This window comes from Kitasatospora sp. NPDC088742, from assembly GCF_055584905.1.
The window spans coordinates 141,808-162,586 of the sequence record NZ_JBVJLD010000010.1; the positions used below are offsets into that span (position 1 = coordinate 141,808).

The following is a 20,779-nucleotide window of genomic DNA, read 5'->3' on the forward strand; positions in this document are numbered from 1 at the left end:
GGGGCGGGTCCGCTCCGCCCGGGGGCCCGTACGGGTCGTGAGACCGCCGGGTGCCGGTCCCGTCCGGGCTCGGCGGAGCTCAGCCGGGACCGGTGCCCCACCAGCGTCTGGCGGGGAGTGAGATCTCCAGGCCGCCGAGCCGCTCCTCGGCCGTGGCGGGCCAGCCGGGTGCGGTGGTGCCGTCCTCGGTGAGGTGCGAGCCGTGCCAGAGGGACCACCAGATCCGGGGCTCGGGGGCCGAGAGCCCGTGCGGGCCGCAGACGCACGGGGTGCGCAGCAGGCCGCACCCCCGGCACAGGTCCACGAACCCGTGGCCGGTGGAGCGCGAGAGCGGCCCGCGCTCGTCGCCGCAGCGTTCGCACCCGGGCAGCTCGGCCCCGCCCAGGACCAGCAGCCGCCGCCGGACGTGGTCCGCCAGCGGTACCGAGGGGTGGCAGAACGGGTCGTCCGGCACCGACCACGCGCCGCTCCACACCCAGGGCTGCGGCCGCCCGGCCGCCCGCAGGCCCGCCCGCTTCTCCGCCTTGCGCCGCGCCGCGTACTCCCGGGCCGCCACCCGCCAGAGCTCCCGCGCCTCGTGCAGTTCCCCGACCGCCCGCACCAGCCAGGCCGGATCGGCGGCCACGTCCCGGGGCCGGCGCTGACTGACGGTCAGGTGGTGGTAGGTGCCTTTGAAGCCGTACACCGGGAACTCCGTCACGCAGTACCGCAGCGCCAGGTGCCGCCGCTCCAGCGGCAGTTCGTCGTCCAGCACCCGCGCTCGCTGGGTCAGGAAGCTGCCCACGGCCCGAGCTCCTCCGAGGAGATCCGCAGCGAGCGGTCGAAGGCCCGCTCCAGCTCCTCGGCCCGGTCCGGCACCGTCCGCCGCGCCCAGTCGCCCAGCAGCACCAGGAAGTCCGCGAGGTCCCGCCGCACGCCGTCCAGCAGGGCCGGCAGCTCCTCGAGCGGCAGCTCGGTCACGACGCGGCCGGCGTCGCGGCGGAGGACGCCCTCCCCGTCCTCCGCGACCGGGACGAAGCGGACCAGCGGTCCGTCGAGGCGGAGCTCGGCGTCGGTGCCGTGCACGCTCCACGGCACCTCGGCGCTCCGCCCGATCTCGTACCAGCTCCGCCAGTCGTCCAGGTCGGAGCAGCAGCTGGGCCCCATCACCAGGCCGGTCCGGGAGTCCTCCGTCAGCAGTCCGCCGGAGCCCTGGAACGGCTTCTCGCCCAGCAGGGCGTCCAGCGGTCCCGGGTCCTCCCCCGTCACCCGGTACCTGTTGCGCGCGGCGAGCAGCGCGACCACGGCCCCGACCTGGTCCGGCGTCAGGGTGCCGTCCAGCGGCACCAGGTCCTCGTCCAGGGACGACAGCGGTCCGGCCTCCACCGGCCAGGCGGTGAAGTCCTCCAGGACGTAAGCACGGTGTTCGATCACGGGGCGAATCCTCAGCATCCGCCGAGTATCACCGGCCTCCTCCCACCTGGCACCCCGTTTTCCCCGCCCCCACCCCGCTCCGATCACCCGCCGAATGGTTCCTTCGTGTGCAAGTGAACGCGACACGCGCGGCGGACCTCGGCCGGGCGGGAAGGGCTCCGGGTCGGAGCCGTTCCCGGCTCCCGGCCCCGGCGGCGGTGTCCCCCGGCGTGCGCGGGCCGCCGTCCAGTGAGGGGAACGTCCCGCCCGTGGCCACCTTGTGCCGTCCCGCCGTCGCCGTGCCCGAGTACGTGATCACCCAGGAGGACACCCTCGACCTGGCCCGGCGGCTGCACCCGGAGCACCCCCAACTCCCGCTCGCCCTGCGCCTGATCGAGAACACCGGGGTGCGCACCCGCCGCCTGGTGCAGCCGATCGAGGAGACCTTGAAGCACCCGGGCTTCGAGGAGCGCAACCGCCGCTACGAGACCGAGGCCAAGCGCCGTGTCCCGCCGGTGGTCCGGGAGGCCCTGGAGCACGCCCGGCTGACGCCCCGTGAGATCGACCTGATCGTCTACGTCTCCTGCACCGGCTTCATGATGCCCTCGCTCACCGCCTGGCTGATCAACTCCATGGGCTTCCGCAGCGACACCCGTCAGCTCCCGATCGCCCAGCTCGGCTGCGCGGCCGGCGGCGCGGCGATCAACCGCGCGCACGACTTCTGCACCGCCTACCCGAACGCCAACGCCCTGATCGTGGCCTGCGAGTTCTGCTCGCTCTGCTACCAGCCCACCGACCTGGGCGTGGGGAACCTGCTCTCCAACGGCCTGTTCGGCGACGCCGTCGCGGCCACCGTCGTGCGCGGCAGCGGCAGCGGCGCCACCGGCATCCGGCTGGAGCGCAACGCCTCGCACCTGGTGCCCGGCACCGAGGACTGGATCGCCTACAGCGTCCGGGAGACCGGCTTCCACTTCCTGCTGGACAAGCGGGTGCCCGGCACCATGGAGCCGCTCGCCCCGGTGCTCGCCGCGCTGGCCGAGCGGCACGGCTGGGACATCGCCGACCTGGACTTCTACCTGGTGCACGCGGGCGGCCCGCGGATCCTGGACGATCTGTGCACCCATCTCGGCGTGGCACCCGAGGTGTTCCGGTTCAGCCGGGCCACCCTGACCGAGTACGGGAACATCGCCAGCGCCGTGGTGCTCGACGCGCTGGCCCGGCTGTTCGACGAAGGGAGCGCGACCGACCGGGCCAGGGGGCTGATCGCCGGGTTCGGCCCGGGCATCACCGCCGAGGTCGCGCTCGGCCGCTGGACCGTCCCGGTCGCGCCGCACTCCTTCGCCAACACGCTGATCAGGAGCGTCAATTGACCACCACCACCGCGGAGTCCGCCGAGGTCCACTTCTGGAACCCGCCCGACCTGCCGGGCCTGGAGTTCGACCCGATGCTGTACCGGCTGCTGCACGAGGATCCGGTGGCGAAGGTCCGGCTGCCGAACGGCACCGGGCACGCCTGGCTGGTCACCCGGTACGAGGAGGTCAAGTTCGTCTCCGCCGACCCGAGGTTCAGCCGCCAGGCGGTCTGGGGCCGGGACGTCACCCGGGTCGCGCCGCACTTCATCCCGATGGAGGGGGCGCTCGGCTTCGCCGATCCGCCGGACCACACCCGGATGCGCCGGGTGGTGGCCAAGGCCTTCACCGCCCGCGCGATGCGCCGGCTGCGGGACCGCGCCCAGCAGGTCATGGACGGTCTGCTCGACGCGATGGCCGCCGAACGCGCCCGGCACGGCGGCCCGGTGGACCTGATGGCGCACCTCAACCGGCCGTTCCCGCTCGCCATGATGGGCGAGTTGATGGGCGTGCCGCCGGCCGACCACCAGCTGATCGCCGACTGGACCGACACCGTGATCTCGGCCGGCTCCGGCCGCGAGGCCAGCGAGCGGGCCAAGGAGGAGTTCGGCGAGTACTTCACCGAACTCCTCGGCTGCCGCCGCCTGGAGCCCCGGGACGACCTGGCCGGGGTGCTCGCCGAGGCGGTCGAGGAGTCCGTGCTGACCCTGCGCGAAGCCGTAGGCCTGGCCGTGCTGATCCAGCTCGGCGGCGGCCACGCCGTCCGTAACAACAGCGCCAACATGGTCTTCGCCCTGCTCACCCACCCCGAGCAGCTGGCCCGGCTGCGGGCCGAACCCGCCCTGCTGCCAAGGGCGGTGGAGGAACTGCTGCGCTACATCCCGCACCGCAACGCGGTCGGCCTGTCCCGGATCGCCCTGGAGGACGTCGAGGTCGGCGGCGTGCCGATCCCGGCCGGAGACCCGGTCTACGTCTCCTACCTGACCGCCAACCGCGACCCCTCGGTCTTCGCCGACCCGGACGTCCTGGACCTCGGCCGCACCGAGAACCCGCACGTCTCCTTCGGCCACGGCGCGCACTACTGCCCCGGCGCCTCGATGGCCCGGCTGGAGTCCGAGCTGATCCTCACCTCCCTCTGGGACCGCTTCCCGGAGCTGCGCCTGGCCGTCCCGCTGGAGCAACTCCAGTGGCAGCGCGGCGCGTTGATCCGCGGCCCGGAGACCCTCCCGGTGGAGTGGTGAGGCGGCCGTGACGTACCTCAACCCCCGGGACGGCCTGATCGTCCCGCCCGGCGGCGGCCGCACCGTGCACGCCGCCGCCCAGCAGGTCACCTTCAAGGTGACCGGCGCGCACTCGCTGGCCGCCTCCAGCTTCGAGGTGGTGGTGCCGCCCGGCTTCGACGTCGGCGCCCACGCGCACGGCCGCAGCGAGGAGCTCTTCCTGCTGCTGGACGGCGAGTTGGACGTGCTCGCCTTCGAACCCGAGGACCGCTCCCCGCAGGACTGGCGCGACTGGCGCTCCCCCGACGGCGCCCGCTACCAGCGCGCCAAGGCCGGCACCGTGATCCTGGTGCCGCCCGGCTGCCCGCACGCCTTCGCCAACCCGACCCGCCGCCCGGCCCGGATGTTCTTCCAGGCCTCCCCGCCGCCGCACCACGAGCGCTACTTCGAGGAGCTGCTCGACCTGCTGAACGCGGAGGGCGGCATCGACCACCGGGCGGTCGAGGAACTGCGCCTGCGCTACGACATCCAGCAGCTCACCCCGCTGCGCCACACCCTCCCCTCGGAGATCCCCGCATGACCGAACTCCGCTGCCCCGCCGAACCGCACCGCCCCACCGGGCAGGTGCACCCCTGGCCGGTGGACCACCTGCCCGAGCTGACCTTCGACCCGCTGCTGCACCGGCTGCTGCGCGAGGAGCCGGTCGCCCGGGTCACGATGGCCCACGGCGAGGGCGACGCCTGGCTGGCCACCCGCTACGAGGACGTCAAGTTCGTCTCCGCCGACCCGCGGTTCAGCCGGGCGCTCACCGTGGACCGGCCGATCACCGGCATGACCCCGCACAACGTCGCCCCGCCCGGCGGAGTCGGCCGCGCCGACCCGCCCGACCACACCCGGCTGCGCCGCCTCACCGCGCAGACCTTCCACCGCAAGCGGGTCGCCGCCCTCCGGCTCGACGCGCAGCGGATCACCGACGAGCTGCTGGCCGCCATGCTCGACCAGGGCCCGCCGGCCGAGCTCACCGAGGCGCTCACCGGCCCGCTCCCGGCGGCCGTCACCGCCGAACTCATGGGGGTGGCGGCGGCCGACCTCCCGCTGCTCCAGGCCTGGCGGGCCGTCATCCTCTCCAGCGACCACACCGCCGCCGAGGCGGGCGCGGTCAAGGCCGAGATCGCCGGCTACTTCAAGGCGCTGGCCGCCCACCGCGCGGAGCACCCGGCCGACGACCTGTTCAGCGAGCTGGTCCAGGCCCAGGCCGCGGGGCAGCTCAGCCGCCCCGAGCTGATCTCGCTCTCGGTGATGATCGTGCTCAACGCGCTCGACCAGATCCGCAACCAGACCTCCACCATGGTCTACACCCTGCTCACCCACCCGGCCCAGCTCGCCCACCTGCGCGCCGACCTCTCCCGACTGCCCGCCGCCGTCGAGGAGTTGCTCCGCTTCATCCCGCAGCGCAACGGCGTCGGCATGCCCCGGGTGGCCACCGAGGACGTGGAGGTCGGCGGCGTCCTGGTCCGGGCCGGCGAGGCGGTCTACGTCTCCTACCTGGCCGCCAACCGCGACCCCAGCGTCTACACCGCCCCCGACACCCTCGACCTCACCCGCGAGGAGTCGCCCAACCTGGCCTTCGGCCACGGCCCGCACTACTGCGTCGGCGCCGCCCTGACCAGGATGCACGCCGAGGTGGTCCTCTCCACCCTGCTCACCCGCCTGCCCGCCCTGCGCCTCGCCGTCCCGGCCGGCGAGGTCCGCTGGCTGCGGGGCACCGTCAACCGCGGCCCGGCGGCCCTCCCGGTCGCCTGGTGAACGCGGGGTGCCCGCCCGCCCCACCGGGACGGACGGGCACCCGCTGTCCTCACACCACGTCAGGACACCACGTCAGAACTGAACGTCCGTGCAGGAGTAGAAGGCGTTGCTGGTGTCGGCCACGTCCCAGACCGCCACCACCACGTGGTGACCGGTCCGGCCGGACGGCAGGGTGCCGGTGTGGGTGGTGACAGCGGCGGGCTGCTTGCCGCCGTACGGGACGGTCAGGAAGGGGGTCAGGTCGAGACTGGCCCGGGTGATCTTCTGGGCCGGGTCGTAGCCCTGCTTGGTGAGGAAGTAGCGGAAGTTGCTGGTGGCGTGCCGGGCCTCGATGTTCCAGGTGAAGGTCCGCGACTGACCGGCCGTCACCTTGGTGGTCGGCCAGGCGCCGTTGCGGGGGTTGTCCAGCGGGGCCCACCGGGCGTCCGCCCCGGCGCAGATGGTGCCGTCGGCCGGGCCGCCGCTCGGGAAGCCCTTCGGGCCCTCGACGCTCTGCGGCTCCCACTGGATGTCGCCGCAGTTCTTGACCACGCCCGCGCCGCAGAGCGCGGCGCGGCTCGGCGGCTGGTTGACGAAGCCGTGCGACTGGGCCGGGACGGCCATGCCGACCGGGACGGCCAGCGCGGCGACGGCCGCGCCGATGATGGTACGCGTGCGCATGGTGCTCCTCCGTGGGGGTGGATGGAGAGGTGCGCCGACGCGGGCGGCGGCACGGTACACGTGGGGGTGCACCGCCGCGGAGCCACTCGGTGGCATGCCTGCGCCAGATGTGAACACACCGTAGGCACCGGCCGCCCGGGCGTCAATGGTCCAGACCAGTATCCCGGTTCAGTCCAACTCGCCCGTGGAAAAGTCCAGTTGTCACACCGTCAGGTACCGGCCGGAGGCATCCTCAGACCCGCCGGATGGTGGAGATCTCGATGGCGTCCACCTTCATCGTCTTCACCACGTCGCCCTCGCGCGGCGCGTGCACCACCATCCCGTTGCCGATGTACATCGCCACGTGCGAACGGTTCGCCCGGTAGACCACCAGGTCGCCCGGCTGCGCGTCGTGCCAGTCCTTCCCCACACTGGCCCCCACCGTGGCCTGCTCCTGCGAGGTCCGCGGCAGCGCCACCCCGGCCTTGGCGAACGCGTAGACCATCAGCCCCGAGCAGTCGAAGGTGCTGGTGCCGACCGCGCCCCAGTGGTACGGCTTCCCCTGCTGGTCCAGCGCGGTGCGCACCGCGGCGGCCGCGTTCCCGCTCGCCTGCGGCAGGGTGGACGGATCGACCCGGTTGGCGCTCCGGGAGGCCGTCGCGCCGTCGGTCTGGCGCATGATCGCGGCCCGGTCGGCGGCGTTCAGGGTGCCGAGCAGCCGCTGCGCCTCCTGGAGTTTCTGCTGCACCTCGGTCTTGGTCGAGTTCAACAGCTGGGTGGAGCGGTCGAGTTCACCCAGTACGGCCGAGGCCTCCTGCTTCTGCTGGTCCAGCCGGAGCTGCTCGCCGCGCAGCGCCCGCAGCACCCCCGCCTGGGTGCTCGCCGCCTGGTCCGCCGAGGAGGCCCGCGACAGGTAGCCGTCCGGGTCGGAGGAGAACATCAGCTGCACCGTCGGGTCCACCCCGCCGTGCCGGTACTCCTCCCCCGCCACCGCCGCCAGCCCCGAGGCCAGCTCCGCCATCCGCTCCTGCCCGCGGGCGATCTGGTCCTGCAACTGGCCGCCCTGCTTGCGCAGTTGGTCGGCCCGCTCCTTCACCCCGTTGTACTTCTCGGCCGCCTCCTCCTGCTCCAGCAGCAGCTTGTCGACCTGCGCCTTCACCTGGTCCTTGTTGGCCGGCGCCGGAGCCGCGTGCGCGCCCGTCTGGGCCGACAGCGCCACCGCGGTCGCGGCGGCGGCGGTCAGCACCGTGGTGTGCGCGCGGCCGGGCCGCCGAGGACGCCGGTGGGAGGCCATGGGGAAGCTCCTTCGTCGGGGGCCGAAGATCCAACTGGGTGAACCTCGAACGTAACCGCGCCGCCGCCACCGTGTCCACGCCGTGACCTGTGAACTGCCCTTTAGGGCACACCTACTGAGCACTCGTCGGCAAGCCGCCCGGTACTCCATGTGCTTGGCTGTCCCGGGTGACCGTCAACCTGCACCACCACACCACCCTCACGCCCGAGACCCGCGCGGCCCTGCTGGAGGTCTACGCCGACGTCCGCGCCCCGCTGCTGCACCTCCCGAACTACGCCCTCCCCGCCTTCACCGACCGCCTGGACCGCCACGAGGCCGCCCCCGGCTTCACCCTGGTCCTCGCCCACGCCTCCGGGGTCACCGCCGGCTACGCCTACGGCACCACCGTCGACGCCACCGACCCGTACTGGCAGCGCCTGGCCGACCCGCTCCCCGAGGGCTTCACCGACGCCCCGGTCCTCGCCCTGCGCGAGATCGGCCTCCGCACCCCCTGGCGCGGCACCGGCACCGCCCGCCGCCTCCACGACGCCCTGCTGGCCGCCCGCCCCGAGGGCCGGGCCACCCTGATGGTGAACCCGCTCGCCGGGGAGGGCCGCGTCCAGCGCCTCTACGAGTCCTGGGGCTACCGGCAGTTCAACACCCAACGGGCCACCGCGGACTCCCCCCGCCTCGCGGTGATGATCCGGGTCAGATGACCGGGCCGGTCAGCGGGAGCACCACCATGCAGGGGACGGGGCGCGGGTGGGCCGGGTCGAGCGCGTTGAGGACGTGGGTGAGGGCGATCGGGTCGTAGGCGATCTCGGTGTGGTCCGCCGCGTCCAGCGAACAGCCGTCCTGGAGGGTGATGTTGGTGACGCCGGGGCCGTCCAGGAAGGCCGAGGTGTAGGGGGTGACCACCTCGTCGAACCTGCTGGCGATCACGGTGTAGCGGACCCCGGGGACGGTGTCGCCGCCGGCGTTGAGGTCGGCGATGAACGGGGAGTCGAACTCCTGGTCCACGCAGGCGGGGCAGGCCGGGCCGAGCAGGAAGGCGTTGGCGGGCTCCAGCAGGCCGAGCCCGTGGGCCAGGGTGGCGATGCCGTCCGCGGTGGTGCCGTGGTTGCTGGGCGCGATGCCGACCAGGGTGCCGACCTTGGCGGCGCCGCCCAGGTACTTGAGGTAGTAGCGCGGCATCATGCCGCCCTGCGAGTGCCCGACCAGGTCCACCTTGGCCACGCCGGTCGCGGCCCGCACCCGGTCCACGAAGGCGGCCAGCTGCCCGGCGCTCTGCGCGACCGGGCCCGTCCCCTGGATCGGATTGCCCTCCGCCGCACCGTAGTTGAAGGAGAAGACGCAGTAGCCGTTGTTGGCCAGCAGGGGGGCCGCGCCGCCCCAGTTGTCGTTCTGGTTCTCGAAGGTGCCGTGCACCAGCACCACCGGCGCGGGGTGCGCGGCGCCCGGCCGGCAGGTCCAGTCGTTGGCGCCATCGGCCGCCCTGCCGGGCTGGAGGAAGCCCTTCAGGAAGCCGACCGTGAAGTTGGTCTCCACCGGCCGCTGCCCGGCCGCCGCCGCGGCCCCGCCGCCCGCCACCAGCGCGAACGCCACCGCTGCCGCCGCCAGCACACGGGGCCTCAGAACTCTCACCACAGGACCGTCCCTCTCCGACTGCGCTCCCGACGGAGCGTCAGAGGTGGTAACTCCTCCAGGAGCCGGACGGTGACGCCCCGCCCGAACGGCTGATGGACGGGCGGGGCAGGGAGCGGCGACCGGGCCGCCGGTCAGCGGTAGAGGAACTTCACCGAGCGCAGCTTCAGCCGGTCCGCCGTGGTGATCCCGTGCGGTCGCAGGCCGCGGGAGTCGCCCGCGCAAACCGCGTCGTCGAAGACCAGGGTCCACCAGTCGGTGTCGTTGCGCGGTCCGAAGGCGGGCTCGGAGGTGGCCGGGTCGGCGGCCTCCTCGATGGTGATGCAGGTGCCGGCGGTGGGGTCCTGCATGGTGCGGGACCTGACCTGGCCGTCCGGGCCGCCGTACCGGTAGGTGAAGCTACCGGTGGCGACCTGGACGGCCTGGGCCTCGGTCGTGAAGGGGGTTGCGGTGAGCGCGGCGGTGACGGCGAGGGCGCCGCACACGGCGCCGAGGGTGTGCCAAGGGCGCACGGGGATCTCGTCTCCTCGGGAAGGAACGGTTCACCGCACTTCTACCGCCGCGCGCCCCTGACGGCGTACGCCCCGCGCCCGAGCGGCGTACGCGTCACCCGTCAGGGCCGCAGCCACCTGGCCCAACCGCGCCCGACTCCCCGTCAGCCCGCCTGGAAGACCAGCTTCCCGCCGACGTAGGTCCGCTCCACCCGGGCGTCCGCGATCTCGGCCGCCGGGTGGGCGAAGAGGTCGCGGTCCAGCACCACCAGGTCGGCCAGCAGGCCCTCCTGGAGCGAGCCGGCCTCGTCGCAGCCGTTCACGTGCGCCGAGCCGGCGGTGTACGCGGCCAGCGCGGTGTTCAGGTCCAGGCGCTGCTCGGGCAGGAAGACCCGCTCGTCCTCGGTGCCCGGCTCCATCCGGTTGACCGCCACGTGCAGGCCGGCCAGCGGGTCGGGGCTGGAGACCGGCCAGTCGCTGCCCGCCACCAGGGTGGCCCCGGCGCGCAGCAGGTCGCCGAACGGGTACTGCCAGGCGGCGCGCTCGGGGCCGAGGAACGGGATGGTGAGCTCGTCCATCTGCGGCTCGTGGGCGGCCCAGAGCGGCTGCATGTTGGCGATCGCTCCGAGCGCGGCGAAGCGGCCGACGTCCTGCGGGTGCACCACCTGGAGGTGGGCCAGGTGGTGGCGGTTGCCGCGCTGGCCGTTGGCGGCGAGGGCGGCCTCGACCGCGTCCAGCGCCTCCCGGACGGCGCGGTCGCCGAGGGCGTGGAAGTGCACCTGGAAGTCGAGCGCGTCGAGCTCGGTGACGTACGCCCGGAGGGCCTCCGGGTCGACGAAGCTGAGGCCGGAGTTGGCGGTGGCGCAGCCGCAGCCGTCCAGGTAGGGGGTGGTCATGGCGGCGGTGAAGTTCTCCGCGATGCCGTCCTGCATGATCTTGACCGAGCCGGCCCGGAACCGTCCGTGCGTCAACTCCTCGCGGCGCCGCACCAGTTCGGCGATCTGCTCGGCCCCGCGCTCGCGGTCCCACCAGAGCGCGCCGTTCACCCGGGCGGTCAGCTCGCCGGAGCGGGCGGCGGCCAGGTAGGCGTCGGACGGGTCGGGCTGGCCGTTGAAGACGCCGAGCAGGGCGTCCTGCCAGCCGGTGATGCCGAGCGAGTGCAGCAGCTCCTGGGCCCGGAGCAGCCCGGCCAGCCGGTCGGCGGCGGTGGTCGGCGGGACGAGCCTGGCGACCAGGGCGGTGGCGCCCTCCTGGAGCACGCCGTTCGGGGTGCCGTCGGCGTCGCGCTCGATCCGGCCGTCCGCCGGGTCCGGGGTGTCCGCCGTCACCCCGGCCAGCTCCAGCGCCCGGGTGTTGGCCCAGGCGCCGTGGTGGTCCCGGTTGACCAGGTAGACCGGGCGGTCCGGCACCACCGAGTCGATCAGCTGACGGCTCGGCAGCCCGCCCTCGAAGCTCTCCATGGACCAGCCGCTGCCGGTGATCCACTCCCGCTCGGGGTGGGCCTCGGCGAAGGCCCGGATCCGCTCCAGGTAGTCCGCCACGCCGACCGTTCCGCTCAGGTCGCACTCGCCCAGCTCGGTGCCGCCGAAGACCGCGTGGATGTGCGAGTCCTGGAAGCCGGGGACGAGCAACTTCCCCTTCAGGTCCACCACTTCGGTGCGCGGGCCGATCAGCCCACGGATCTCGTGGTGGCCGACGGCGGTGATCCGCTCGCCGGTGACGGCGAGGCCGGTGGCCCGGGTGCGGGCGGCGTCGGCGGTGAACACCGGGCCGCCGGTGAAGACCAGGTCGGCGTGGGTCATGAGGAGTGCTCCTGACGGGTCGTTCGATGTGGTTCGTACGGTACGGGCGGCCGCGCCGTGTGCGGGCCGCCCGTGCTCAGGCCTGGGGCAGCAGGTCGGCGCTGTCCGCGTCGGTGCCCCGGCCGGTGGTGAAGTAGGGGGACTTGCGGACGAAGCGCGCCCAGGCCGCCGCCACCAGGCCGCTGAGGATCATCAGCGTCGGGGTGAGCAGCTGGAACCAGCCATTGGCCGCGTCCACCTCGAAGTGGTCCGCCGAGTCCCAGAAGCTCCAGGCCAGGTAGCCACCGACGGAGAGCAGCGCGGCCGCGCCGAGCAGCGGGGCGACCACCACCCGCAGACCGGTCAGCGGCTCGGTCCGCAGCAGCCCGCGGAAGCGGACGGCGGCGGCCAGCGCGGTGAGCGCGTAGTAGAGCACCACCACGATGCCGATCGCGTTGACCGCCGCGCCGATCAGGTCGGTGACGGTCGGGATGACCAGGGCGAGCAGCGCGATCGCGGAGGCGATCACCACCAGCAGCACGGTGCCCAGCGCCGGGGTGCCGTACTTGGGGTGGATCCGGGTCCAGACCGGGCCCAGGGTGCGGTCGCGGCCCATCGCGAAGGTGCCGCGGGCGGTGGGGATGACGGAGGCCTGGAGGGAGGCCACCGCCGACAGGGTGAGGGCGATCAGCGGGAGCGCGGCCAGCGGCTGCTGGGCCAGCTTCTCGCCGAAGTAGGTCAGGCCCTGGGCGCCGTTGTCGGCCAGCTCGTCCAGCGGGAGCACCCGCTGGAAGGCGGTGCCGGCCAGCAGGAAGAGCAGCAGCATCATCACCAGCGCGATGATCCCGCCGCGCGAGGCGTCCTTGGGGTCGTGGGTCTCCTCGGCGACGGTGAAGACCGACTCGAAGCCCCAGTAGCAGAAGACCGCGAGCACCATGCCCTGGGCCAGTGCGCCCATGGTCGGGATGGCGAAGGGGTTGAACCACTCCAGCGAGAACGGCTGGTCCCCGGCGAACAGCCCGTACCCGCAGAAGCCCAGCAGCACCAGGTACTCGAAGGCCAGCAGGTACTTCTGCAGCCGGGCCGCCAGGCCGAGGCCGCGGACCGCGATCGCGGTGGCGCCGGCCAGCACGACCAGGCCGATCACGGTGGTCTGCAGGGTGGAGTCCGGGTCCAGGTGCAGCCCGGCCACGCTCTCCACCCCGGCCTTGTCGGCCAGCTGGATCAGCGCGGAGCCGGTGACGGCCACCGTGTAGGCCATGAACACGATGGTGCCGACCGTGTTCACCCAGCCGGTCAGGAAGCCCAGCCACGGGTTGAGGGTGCGGCCGACCCAGGTGTAGCTGTTGCCGGCGTTGGGCTCGACCTGGTTCAGCCGGCCGTACGCCACCGCGATGCAGAGCACCGGCAGGAAGGCGAGCAGCATGATGGCCGGCAGGTGCAGGCCGACCACCCCGGCGGTCAGGCCCAGCCCGATGCCGATGCTGGAGGTGGCCGCCGTACTGGAGGCGGCGATCGCCACCCCGTCGACCATCCCGATGGACTTCTTCATCACAGGTGCCGGGACCGGGGTTCTTACCCCGTCCTTCGCCGTTGCGCCCAACAAGCCACCACCTCGGCCAGGGGGCTTTCGGTCAGCCCCGGGTGCGCACATGAAACTCCGGCCCCCTTCTCACGTCAATGCCGTTGTCATAAGAACGGGCCGCGCCTAGGCTCCGACGCATGAGTGAACGCGTGGTGCGCGAACCGGACCGACGTCGCCGCCGGCCCACCAAGACCGGCACCGTCCTCTCCGAGCAGGTCATCGTGGAGACCGCCCTGCGGCTGCTCGGCCAGCACGGCGCCGAGGCCCTGACGGTCCGTCGCCTGGGCGCCGCCCTCGGCGCCGACCCGAGCGCCCTCTACCGCTACTTCCACTCCACCGACGACCTGGTGGTGGCGATCACCGACGAGCTGATCGCCCGGGCCCAGGAAGGCGCCGAGCCGTCCGGCGACTGGCAGGCCGACCTGCGCGAGATCGGCCTGCGGATCCAGCACGCCTACCGCTCCCACCCCCAGGCCGCCGCCCTCTCCGCCGCCCGCACCACCGGCCGCCAGCACGAGATCCGGGCCGTCGAGTCCATCCTCGGCATCCTGCGCGGAGCCGGCTTCCCCGACCCGGAGGCCGTCCGGCTCTACCACGTCTTCGTCGACCAGAGCCTGGCCTTCGCCGCCCTGGACGCCGCCGTCGCGGCCCTCCCGGCCCCCGCCCGGGCCGCCGACTCCGCCGTCTGGCGCACCCGCTACGCCACCCTGGACGGCGACACCCACCCCAACATCGCGGCCACCACCCCGCTGCTGATCGCCGAGATGAACCGCTCCGCCTACCCGCTCGCCCTCGACCTCCTCCTCGACTCCTTCGCCGCCCGCCTGCGCGGGCACACCGCCTGAACGCACCTGACGGACCGTCGGCGCGCGGTTGTCAGTGGCCCTGATTAGCGTGACGGGGGACACACCATCCACCTCCCCACGAGAAACGGGTCAGTGCCATGACCGCATTCACCGAAGGTTCGCCCTGCTGGGCCGACGCGATGTTCGCCGACGTGGAGGGCGCCAAGGCGTTCTACTCCGAGGTGCTCGGCTGGACCTTCGCCGAGGCCTCCTCCGAGTACGGCGGCTACACGCAGGCGTACTCGGACGGCAAGGCCGTGGCGGCCGTGGTGCCGCCGATGCCGGGTCAGGAGGGCCACTCCGCCTGGTGCCTGTACATCTCCTCGCCGGACGCGGCGGCCACCGCGGCGAAGATCAAGGAGGCCGGCGGCCAGGTGCTGATGGAGCCGATGCAGGTCGGCGACTTCGGCACCATGGCCATCGCCACCGACCCGGGCGGCGCCGTCTTCGGCGTCTGGCAGGGCGACCAGCACAAGGGCTTCGAGAAGGTCAACGAGCCCGGCGCGTTCTGTTGGGCCGAGGTCTTCACCCGCGAGCCGGAGAAGGCCGACGCGTTCTTCCCCGCGGTCTTCCCGTACAACATGAAGACCATGGCGGACGAGCACATCGACTTCCGCACCTACAACCTCTCCGGCGGCCCGGCGCTCGGCCGGATGAAGATGGGCGAGGAGTTCCCGCCCCAGGTCCCGGCGTACGTCAACGTCTACTTCGCCGTGCCGGACTGCGACAGCGCCGTGGAGAAGGCCAAGAAGCTCGGCGCCACCCTCCAGTTCGGCCCGATGACCAGCCCGTTCGGCCGCTTCGCCTCCCTGACGGACCCGCAGGGGGCGAACTTCTCGGTGATCGACCTGGCCACCGTCGAGGGCGAGATGCCCGACCTGGCCGACGTCTGACGGTGCGACAGGAGGGCGGGGCGGCCCCTCGGCCGCTCCGCCCTCCTGAGCGTGCGTCACTCCGGCAGCACCAGCGCCGGGGTCTCCTTGGTGAGCACCTCGCCGCGGAAGAACGCGGGGCTGCGCCGCATCATCACGAGCATCACCAGCACCCCCACGCCCAGCACGCCGACGCCGATCACAAAGACCGAGCCGACGCCGAGGACCGAGCTGCCGCTGCCGAAGTCCTTGGTCGGCCGGAAGGTGTTCCGCAGGCTCTGCACGAAGATGCCGGCCAGGATCAGGCCGCCCGTCAGCGGAGCGACCACCTTGAGGAGAGCGTCCCGGACCGACTTCCTGAAGTCCCTACGGAAGTACCAGGCGCAGGCGAAGGCGGTCAGCGAGTAGTAGAAGCAGATCATCAGCGTCAGCGCGGCGATCGTGTCCACGAGCACGTTCTTGCTGATCAGCGTCATCGCGGTGTAGAACGCACCGGTCCCGACACCTGCCGTGACGATCGCCCGGCCGGGCGTACCGTGCTTCGGGTGCACCTCGGTGAAGGAGGGCGGCAGTGCCTCGTAGACGCTCATCGCCAGCACCGTGCGGCTCACCGGGATGAAGGTGGTCTGCAGGCTGGCGGCGGCCGAGGCGAGCACCGCCACGAAGAGCAGCACGCTCAGGGTCGGGCCCATGACCGGGCCCGCCAGGGCGCGGAACACGTTGGACGAGGTGTCGGGGTTGCCGAGGCCGGTACCGGTGCTGCCGACGCCCGCGTACATCTGCACCGCGACGGCGGTGAACAGGTACGAACCGACCAGCACCACCATCGCCAGCATGGCCGCCCGGCCCGGGGTCTTCTCGCTCCCGCCGGTCTCCTCGTTGGCGCTCAGACAGGCGTCCCAGCCCCAGTACATGAAGAGCGAGAGCGACAGGCCGGAGACGAACGCCGACCAGGAGGAGGCCCCGAGCGGGTTGAGCCAGCTCCAGGAGAAGTCGAGCGAGCCCGCCACGTCACCCGAGACGACCTTGATGATCGCCATCGAGGCGAACAGCGCCAGCACGGCGAGCTGCAGACCGACCAGCGCGTACTGGACGCCCTTGGTGGCCGTCATCCCCCGGTAGCTGATCGCGGTCGCGACCGCGATCAGTGCCAGGCAGGTCAGCACGTGCGCGGCCTTGTTGTCGTTCAGCCCGGCCAGCCATTGGCTGCCCGTCGCCTCGCCCAACAGGATGTAGAAGTACTCCGTGGCCACCCCGGCCAGGTTGGAGAGCACGATGATGGTCGCCACCACCAGCCCCCAGCCGCACATCCAGCCCACCTTCGGGCCGAAGGCCTTCACCGTCCAGGTGAAGGAGGTGCCGCTGTCCGGGACGGCCTTGTTGAGCTCCCGGTAGGCGAAGGCGACCAGCATCATCGGCAGGAACCCGGCCAGGAAGAGCGCGGGCATCTGCAGGCCGACCGCCGCCACCGTGGTCCCGAGGGTGGTGGTGAGGCAGTAGACCGGAGCCACCGTCGAGACCCCGATGACGGAGTTCCCGAGCAGGCCGACCGAGTTGCTGTTGAGCCCCTTGGAACGGACGCCCTGGGCGGCGTCAGCTCCGCCGGCCGCCGCGCTGCGGCCGGTCGCGGGCTTGGAGTCGAGCTGAACCATGCCCCGACCGTACGTTGAACTGTTTCCGCAGCTCAGGGGCGCGAGGGTGACGAACCGTGACATGGATCATGCGCCTCTGATCTGCATTCCTCCAATGATTACCAGTCGCAAGCATCAAAGGATCATCGAATCAGAGGCGCATGCCTGGTTCGCCAGGGCAACGAAACCCGCACCGTTACCAAATCCGGGGTACGCGCACCACCCCTGTGATCTGCCTCACGAAGCCGGCAGCCGGAAGCAGGAGGAGCTCACCCGGAAGATCACCCGCTTGCGGTCGCTCAACGCCTGGGCCCAGACCGCCACCGTCTTGTCCGGGTTCTTCGCCCACACCTCCAGATCGGTGTGCGAGCTATCCCACTGCTCCCCCGCCCCGATCCAGCCGGCCGCCTTGAGCTGGTCACGCACCCGCTCGACCGCCTGGTTCAGCCCGGCCGGGTCGAGGCCGTCGACCTGCCAGAAGTGGATGGCGCTGCGGACCTGCTTGTCGCCCTGGCCCTCGCACTGGGAGAAGTTCACCTCGTTCCCCTGCTCCCGCGAGCCGGTCACTCCGAGCGACTGGTAGACCTGCTCGGAGACCCGCTCCAGCTCGGCCTTGATCTGGATCTCGGGGGCGATGCGCAACGACGTGTCCTTCTCGGAGCCCGCGGTGAGTCCGCAGGAGGTCAGCAGGGTCAGGGAGAGCGCGGCGGCCGCCGCCCGGAGGAGCCTCACGGTGCGCTCCCCCACTCCAGCTTCACGTCGCGGTAGTGCCCGGCGACGATCGAGGCCTGGTTGTCCAGCGAGCTGTGCGGCTTCCCGTTGTCGTCCCAGTAGGTGCTGTGCCCGCTGTTGCCCTCGGTGGTGATCCGGTTGGCCCCGAACTCCTCCGAGGTCGGCGTGTTCGGCAGGTCCCAGAACCCGTCCCGCCGCCCGTGTCCGAGCCCGCCGACCGAGGGCACCGGGTCCCACTCCGCCTCAGCCGCCCAGACGTGCCGGGGATCGATGTGCAGGTCCCTGGCGTACGGAACGTGCATGCCGGGGCTGCCCGCCACCACGATGTCGTCCACCGCCAGACCGTTGCCGTTCTTCGCCGCCTCGCCGACCACCACCGAACCGTAGCTGTGGCCGATCACCGTGGTGTGCCGCGACGTGCCGGGGTCGTGGGTGGTGCCGAGGCTGTCGACGTAGCTGTCGAGCTTCGGTGCGCCCTCCTCGGCGTAGTTGTTGAACGGCGCGTCCTTGACGACGTCGTCGGGAGCGTCGTAGCCGAGCCACATGATGGTGGCGGTGTCACCGGTGTTGCTCTTCTGGTCGGCGGCCCGCTGGAGGTCGCGCATCTTGTCCATGTAGCCGTTCATGTCGCCGAGGTCCACGGTGGTTCCCGGCACGAAGACGGCGGTGTTCTTCGCGGTGTCCGGGTTGCCGAAGGAGACGATCGCCTTGCCGTCGTCCTTGGGGTCGAAGCCGAGCAGGAACACGTCCTTGCCCTTGGCCTCCTCCTGGTCCATCCGGTTCCGCAGGTCCAGCATCTCTTGGTAGTTGTGGCCACCCTGGCCGGCCAGGTCGAGCTGGCGCTCCAGGTTCTCCCGGTTGGCCAGGTCGCGCAGCTCGCTGCTGATCCCGTTCAGGTTGCCGATCTCGCCCGGGTACAGCGCCAGGTACTCGCGCTGCTGCTGGGGTGACAGCCCCGCCCACCACTTGGCGTTGGCGGCCGGGTCGTCCGAGGCCGGCACCACCGGGCCGAGGCCCAGCTGCGAGCGCATCGCGCTGATGTCGTTGGCCACCTCGCCCTGCGCCTTGGCCGCATCCGCGTTGACGACGTCCCCGTTCAGGCTGCCGAGCGCCACCGCCCCGTCGGCGCTGGCCCGCTCGGCCTTCTGCACGGCCGCGTCGATCCGCTGCCTGAACTCTCCCAGCCGGGCGTTCTGCTGACGGTTGATCTCCTGGTAGTCCGGGTCGTTCCGGTAGGCCGGGTCCAGCTGCGGCCCGGTCACCGAACCGTCGTCCGCCACCTGGTAGTTGTTGCTCTCCGCCTCGGCGACCGCGGTCCGCAGCTCCTGCTGGGCCTCCGCCATCCGCCGGTGCACGGTGTCCAGCACCACCGCGATGGCCGTGGCCTCGGCGTTCACGATGCCCAACTGCTGCTCGGCCTTGTCCAGTTGCGGCTTGGCCGCGTCGGCGGCCGAGCCGCTCCAGTTCGTCAACGGGCCGTTGCCCTGGGAGCGGTGGCGCTGCTGCGCCTCCCCCGCGGACTCGCCGAGTCTGCGCCAGGAGGAGGCGGCCTCCTCCAGGTCACCGAAGTTCTGCCGCAGCAGCAGCGCGAAGCTCGTTGCCATCGCTACGACACCCGCCCGAACCGGCTGGCCTCGCGGCGCTCGGTGCCCTCGTAGTCGTCGGCGTTGGTCCGCAGGCCGTCCGCGTTCTTCTCCAGCAGCGCGTGCAGCCCCGTCAACGCGGTGCGCCAACTCTCCGCGATCTGGCCCAGCCCTCCCGAGACCGACCATCCGGCCGTGGAGGCCGCCGCGTCGCCCGCGTCCCGGACCGCCCGGTCCGAGGACGGGCGCAGCTCGCCGCTGACATCGGAGATCACCTGCGCGGAAGCGCGCAGGTCCTCCGGCTTCACTTCGATCGATGACAAGTTCCGCCCCCGCGGTACGTCTGCACTCGGTCAACAGTGGGCGACAACCTAGCGAACCGGCCGCCCGTCCGCGATCCACTCCGGCGAACCGTCACCCAGCCGCGACAGAACGCACCCGCCGCGCTGTCAGCCCGGGGACCTAACGTGCAGTCATGACGCAAGCCGTACTGGCGTACGCCTACCGCCACCCCTCCGCCGTGCTGGCCGCCCCCGACGGGCCGCGGCTCGTCCTGGCCACCTCCGGCGGCACCGGTCCGCACGGCGCCACGGCCCACCCCCACTTCTTCACCGGCTCCCTCACCTCCCCCGCCGCCGCGGCCGCCGGCCTGCTGGCCGTGGCCGACGTGGCCGCGGCCCGCTACCACCAGCCCCAACGTCCGGTGCTGCTCGACCCGGTGGTCACGGCCAACGGGGACCGGCTGCGCTTCGAGTCCTTCTCCGCCTGCTGCGGGGTGTACGCCCGCCTCGACGTGACGGCCGAGGGGCTGGCCGGCGCCGAGTCCGGCCACGGCACCACCAACGTGGACGTGAACCACCCGCTGCGCGAGGCGCTCGGCCGGATCGGCTCCACCGACCAGCTCCGACTCTCGGTCGGTGCCGAGGAGTTGGCGCTCACCGGCCCCGAGGGGCCGCTGCTGGAGAAGAAGGTCCCGCTGCCCGAGCGCTGGGTCCGCGGCTTCGCCGAGACCCAGGTGGTGGCCGCCGGCTTCGACCTGCGGGCCGAACTGCCGGCCGCCGAGGCGGTGCGCTTCCTGCGTTCGCTGCCGCGCGGCGGCTCCCGGGGCGGCCCGGTCGGCTGGGTGCTCCCCGGCCCGGGCGGCCGGACGCTGCGCCCCTCCACCCGGCCCGCGCCGGGCGCCGTCTGCCTGCCCGGCCCCGAGCGCCTGACCGCACTCCAGCGGGTGCTGCGGCACGCCCTCGCCCTACGCGTGTACGGGCCGCCGGTCACCGCCGGGGCCGCACCGTCCGCCTCCGCCTGGGAGTTGGTGCTGCCCGCCGGGATGCGGCTCACCCTCACCCTCTCCCCGGACGTCGCGCGCGGCTTCTCCGGCGAGGGCGGCGTGCTCACCGCCCTCACCGGCGGTCAGTCGGAGGCCGACGCCGAGCTGGTCTCGGTCCTGCTCGCCTGGGAACCCCGGATCGACCCGGCCGAACTGGCCCGCGAGGCCGGGCTGCCGGTCGAGCGGGTCCGCGCCGCACTGGTCCGGCTCGGCACGGCCGGCCAGATCGGCTACGACACCGCCGAGGCCTCCCACTTCCACCGCCAACTCCCGTACCACGCACAGCGCGCAGAGACCGACAACCCACGCCTCCTCGCGGCCCGCGCCCTGGTCGCGGCCGGCGCCGTCCACCGCTCCGGCCCGATCGCCACCGTCACCGTGGACGACCACGAACAACGAGTCCGGATCACCGAAGACGGCCGCCTGACCTGCACCTGCCTCTGGTGGGCCCGCTACCGCGGCAACCGCGGCCCCTGCAAACACGCCCTCGCCGTCACCCTCACCGCACGACCACCCCACTGAGGCCCGAAGGGGCCGTCAGGGGCGCGAGGAACTGCGCGAACCGGAAGAAACGCGCCCGTCTGCCAGCCACGGACATTCACCTGCAAGTAG

The 20,779-nt window shown here is 72.6% G+C and carries 20 protein-coding genes; 8 read left to right on the plus strand and 12 right to left on the minus strand.

Translation table 11 applies throughout. From position 1 onward, the window contains the following. Positions 1-79: 79 nt before the first annotated feature. Both ACZ6ZR_RS11570 and ACZ6ZR_RS11575 read right to left on the minus strand, forming a co-directional pair. Positions 80-784 carry a hypothetical protein gene (locus tag ACZ6ZR_RS11570; RefSeq protein WP_465641804.1) on the minus strand — a complete coding sequence of 235 codons (705 nt, stop codon included), beginning with the start codon at positions 782-784 and terminating at the stop codon, positions 80-82. Beyond that, positions 769-1,413: a hypothetical protein gene (locus ACZ6ZR_RS11575; RefSeq protein WP_465641806.1), complete on the minus strand. Its 645-nt coding sequence runs from the start codon at positions 1,411-1,413 to the stop codon at positions 769-771. The genes ACZ6ZR_RS11570 and ACZ6ZR_RS11575 overlap by 16 nt, the downstream gene beginning before the upstream one ends. Positions 1,414-1,661: 248 nt before the next feature. On the opposite strand from ACZ6ZR_RS11575, the gene ACZ6ZR_RS11580 reads away from it, so the two are divergent. The 4 genes from ACZ6ZR_RS11580 to ACZ6ZR_RS11595 are packed head-to-tail and all read left to right on the plus strand — an operon-like array spanning position 1,662 to position 5,767. Beyond that, positions 1,662-2,762, plus strand: a complete 1,101-nt coding sequence (locus ACZ6ZR_RS11580; RefSeq protein WP_465641808.1) for a type III polyketide synthase — start codon at positions 1,662-1,664, stop codon at positions 2,760-2,762. Continuing rightward, positions 2,759-3,982 carry a cytochrome P450 gene (locus ACZ6ZR_RS11585; RefSeq protein ID WP_465641810.1) on the plus strand — a complete coding sequence of 408 codons (1,224 nt, stop codon included), beginning with the start codon at positions 2,759-2,761 and terminating at the stop codon, positions 3,980-3,982. Before ACZ6ZR_RS11580 ends, ACZ6ZR_RS11585 begins: the two co-directional genes overlap by 4 nt. A gap of 7 nt (positions 3,983-3,989) precedes the next feature. Next, on the plus strand, positions 3,990-4,541 hold the full coding sequence (locus ACZ6ZR_RS11590; protein ID WP_465641812.1) for a cupin domain-containing protein: 552 nt from the start codon (positions 3,990-3,992) through the stop codon (positions 4,539-4,541). Then, on the plus strand, positions 4,538-5,767 hold the full coding sequence (locus ACZ6ZR_RS11595) for a cytochrome P450 (protein WP_465641814.1): 1,230 nt from the start codon (positions 4,538-4,540) through the stop codon (positions 5,765-5,767). The genes ACZ6ZR_RS11590 and ACZ6ZR_RS11595 overlap by 4 nt, the downstream gene beginning before the upstream one ends. 72 nt (positions 5,768-5,839) lie before the next feature. Here ACZ6ZR_RS11595 and ACZ6ZR_RS11600 read toward each other — a convergent pair whose 3' ends face one another. Together ACZ6ZR_RS11600 and ACZ6ZR_RS11605 are read right to left on the minus strand one after the other, a co-directional pair. Continuing rightward, positions 5,840-6,427: a lytic polysaccharide monooxygenase gene (locus tag ACZ6ZR_RS11600; RefSeq protein WP_465641816.1), complete on the minus strand. Its 588-nt coding sequence runs from the start codon at positions 6,425-6,427 to the stop codon at positions 5,840-5,842. Between the two features lie 232 nt (positions 6,428-6,659). Then, positions 6,660-7,700 (minus strand): C40 family peptidase, encoded by a 1,041-nt coding sequence (locus ACZ6ZR_RS11605; RefSeq protein WP_465641818.1) that lies wholly within the window; start codon positions 7,698-7,700, stop codon positions 6,660-6,662. 167 nt (positions 7,701-7,867) lie between these two features. Between ACZ6ZR_RS11605 and ACZ6ZR_RS11610 the strand changes: the two genes are divergently transcribed. After that, complete coding sequence (locus tag ACZ6ZR_RS11610; protein ID WP_465641820.1) at positions 7,868-8,395, plus strand: GNAT family N-acetyltransferase; 528 nt, start codon at positions 7,868-7,870, stop codon at positions 8,393-8,395. On the opposite strand, the gene ACZ6ZR_RS11615 is transcribed toward ACZ6ZR_RS11610, so the two are convergent. From ACZ6ZR_RS11615 to ACZ6ZR_RS11630, 4 genes are all read right to left on the minus strand, one after another. Continuing rightward, complete coding sequence (locus tag ACZ6ZR_RS11615; protein WP_465641822.1) at positions 8,388-9,323, minus strand: esterase/lipase family protein; 936 nt, start codon at positions 9,321-9,323, stop codon at positions 8,388-8,390. The two genes, ACZ6ZR_RS11610 and ACZ6ZR_RS11615, sit on opposite strands and share 8 nt — an antisense overlap. A 134-nt stretch (positions 9,324-9,457) precedes the next feature. Beyond that, positions 9,458-9,835 (minus strand): hypothetical protein, encoded by a 378-nt coding sequence (locus ACZ6ZR_RS11620; protein WP_465641824.1) that lies wholly within the window; start codon positions 9,833-9,835, stop codon positions 9,458-9,460. A gap of 143 nt (positions 9,836-9,978) precedes the next feature. Continuing rightward, entirely contained in the window at positions 9,979-11,616 is a 1,638-nt protein-coding gene (locus ACZ6ZR_RS11625; protein ID WP_465641826.1) for an amidohydrolase, read from the minus strand. A gap of 76 nt (positions 11,617-11,692) precedes the next feature. Continuing rightward, positions 11,693-13,147: an APC family permease gene (locus ACZ6ZR_RS11630; RefSeq protein WP_465641828.1), complete on the minus strand. Its 1,455-nt coding sequence runs from the start codon at positions 13,145-13,147 to the stop codon at positions 11,693-11,695. Between the two features lie 170 nt (positions 13,148-13,317). Between ACZ6ZR_RS11630 and ACZ6ZR_RS11635 the strand changes: the two genes are divergently transcribed. Together ACZ6ZR_RS11635 and ACZ6ZR_RS11640 are read left to right on the plus strand one after the other, a co-directional pair. Continuing rightward, a complete protein-coding gene (locus tag ACZ6ZR_RS11635) occupies positions 13,318-14,025 on the plus strand; it encodes a TetR/AcrR family transcriptional regulator (protein WP_465641830.1) in 708 nt (235 codons plus the stop codon). 98 nt (positions 14,026-14,123) lie between these two features. Next, positions 14,124-14,918, plus strand: coding sequence for a VOC family protein (locus tag ACZ6ZR_RS11640; protein ID WP_465641832.1), 795 nt, complete (start codon positions 14,124-14,126; stop codon positions 14,916-14,918). A 56-nt stretch (positions 14,919-14,974) separates the two neighbouring features. On the opposite strand, the gene ACZ6ZR_RS11645 is transcribed toward ACZ6ZR_RS11640, so the two are convergent. From ACZ6ZR_RS11645 to ACZ6ZR_RS11660, 4 genes are all read right to left on the minus strand, one after another. Next, complete coding sequence (locus ACZ6ZR_RS11645; RefSeq protein WP_465641834.1) at positions 14,975-16,549, minus strand: APC family permease; 1,575 nt, start codon at positions 16,547-16,549, stop codon at positions 14,975-14,977. A gap of 216 nt (positions 16,550-16,765) precedes the next feature. Beyond that, a complete protein-coding gene (locus tag ACZ6ZR_RS11650; protein WP_465641836.1) occupies positions 16,766-17,260 on the minus strand; it encodes a hypothetical protein in 495 nt (164 codons plus the stop codon). Then, the gene (locus ACZ6ZR_RS11655; protein WP_465641838.1) at positions 17,257-18,864 is read right to left on the minus strand and encodes an alpha/beta hydrolase; all 1,608 of its coding nucleotides are present in this window, start codon (positions 18,862-18,864) and stop codon (positions 17,257-17,259) included. Before ACZ6ZR_RS11655 ends, ACZ6ZR_RS11650 begins: the two co-directional genes overlap by 4 nt. Positions 18,865-18,866: 2 nt before the next feature. Beyond that, positions 18,867-19,166, minus strand: coding sequence for a WXG100 family type VII secretion target (locus ACZ6ZR_RS11660; RefSeq protein ID WP_465641840.1), 300 nt, complete (start codon positions 19,164-19,166; stop codon positions 18,867-18,869). Positions 19,167-19,318: 152 nt separating this feature from the next. On the opposite strand from ACZ6ZR_RS11660, the gene ACZ6ZR_RS11665 reads away from it, so the two are divergent. Continuing rightward, positions 19,319-20,689 (plus strand): SWIM zinc finger family protein, encoded by a 1,371-nt coding sequence (locus tag ACZ6ZR_RS11665; protein WP_465641842.1) that lies wholly within the window; start codon positions 19,319-19,321, stop codon positions 20,687-20,689. Positions 20,690-20,779: the final 90 nt, after the last annotated feature.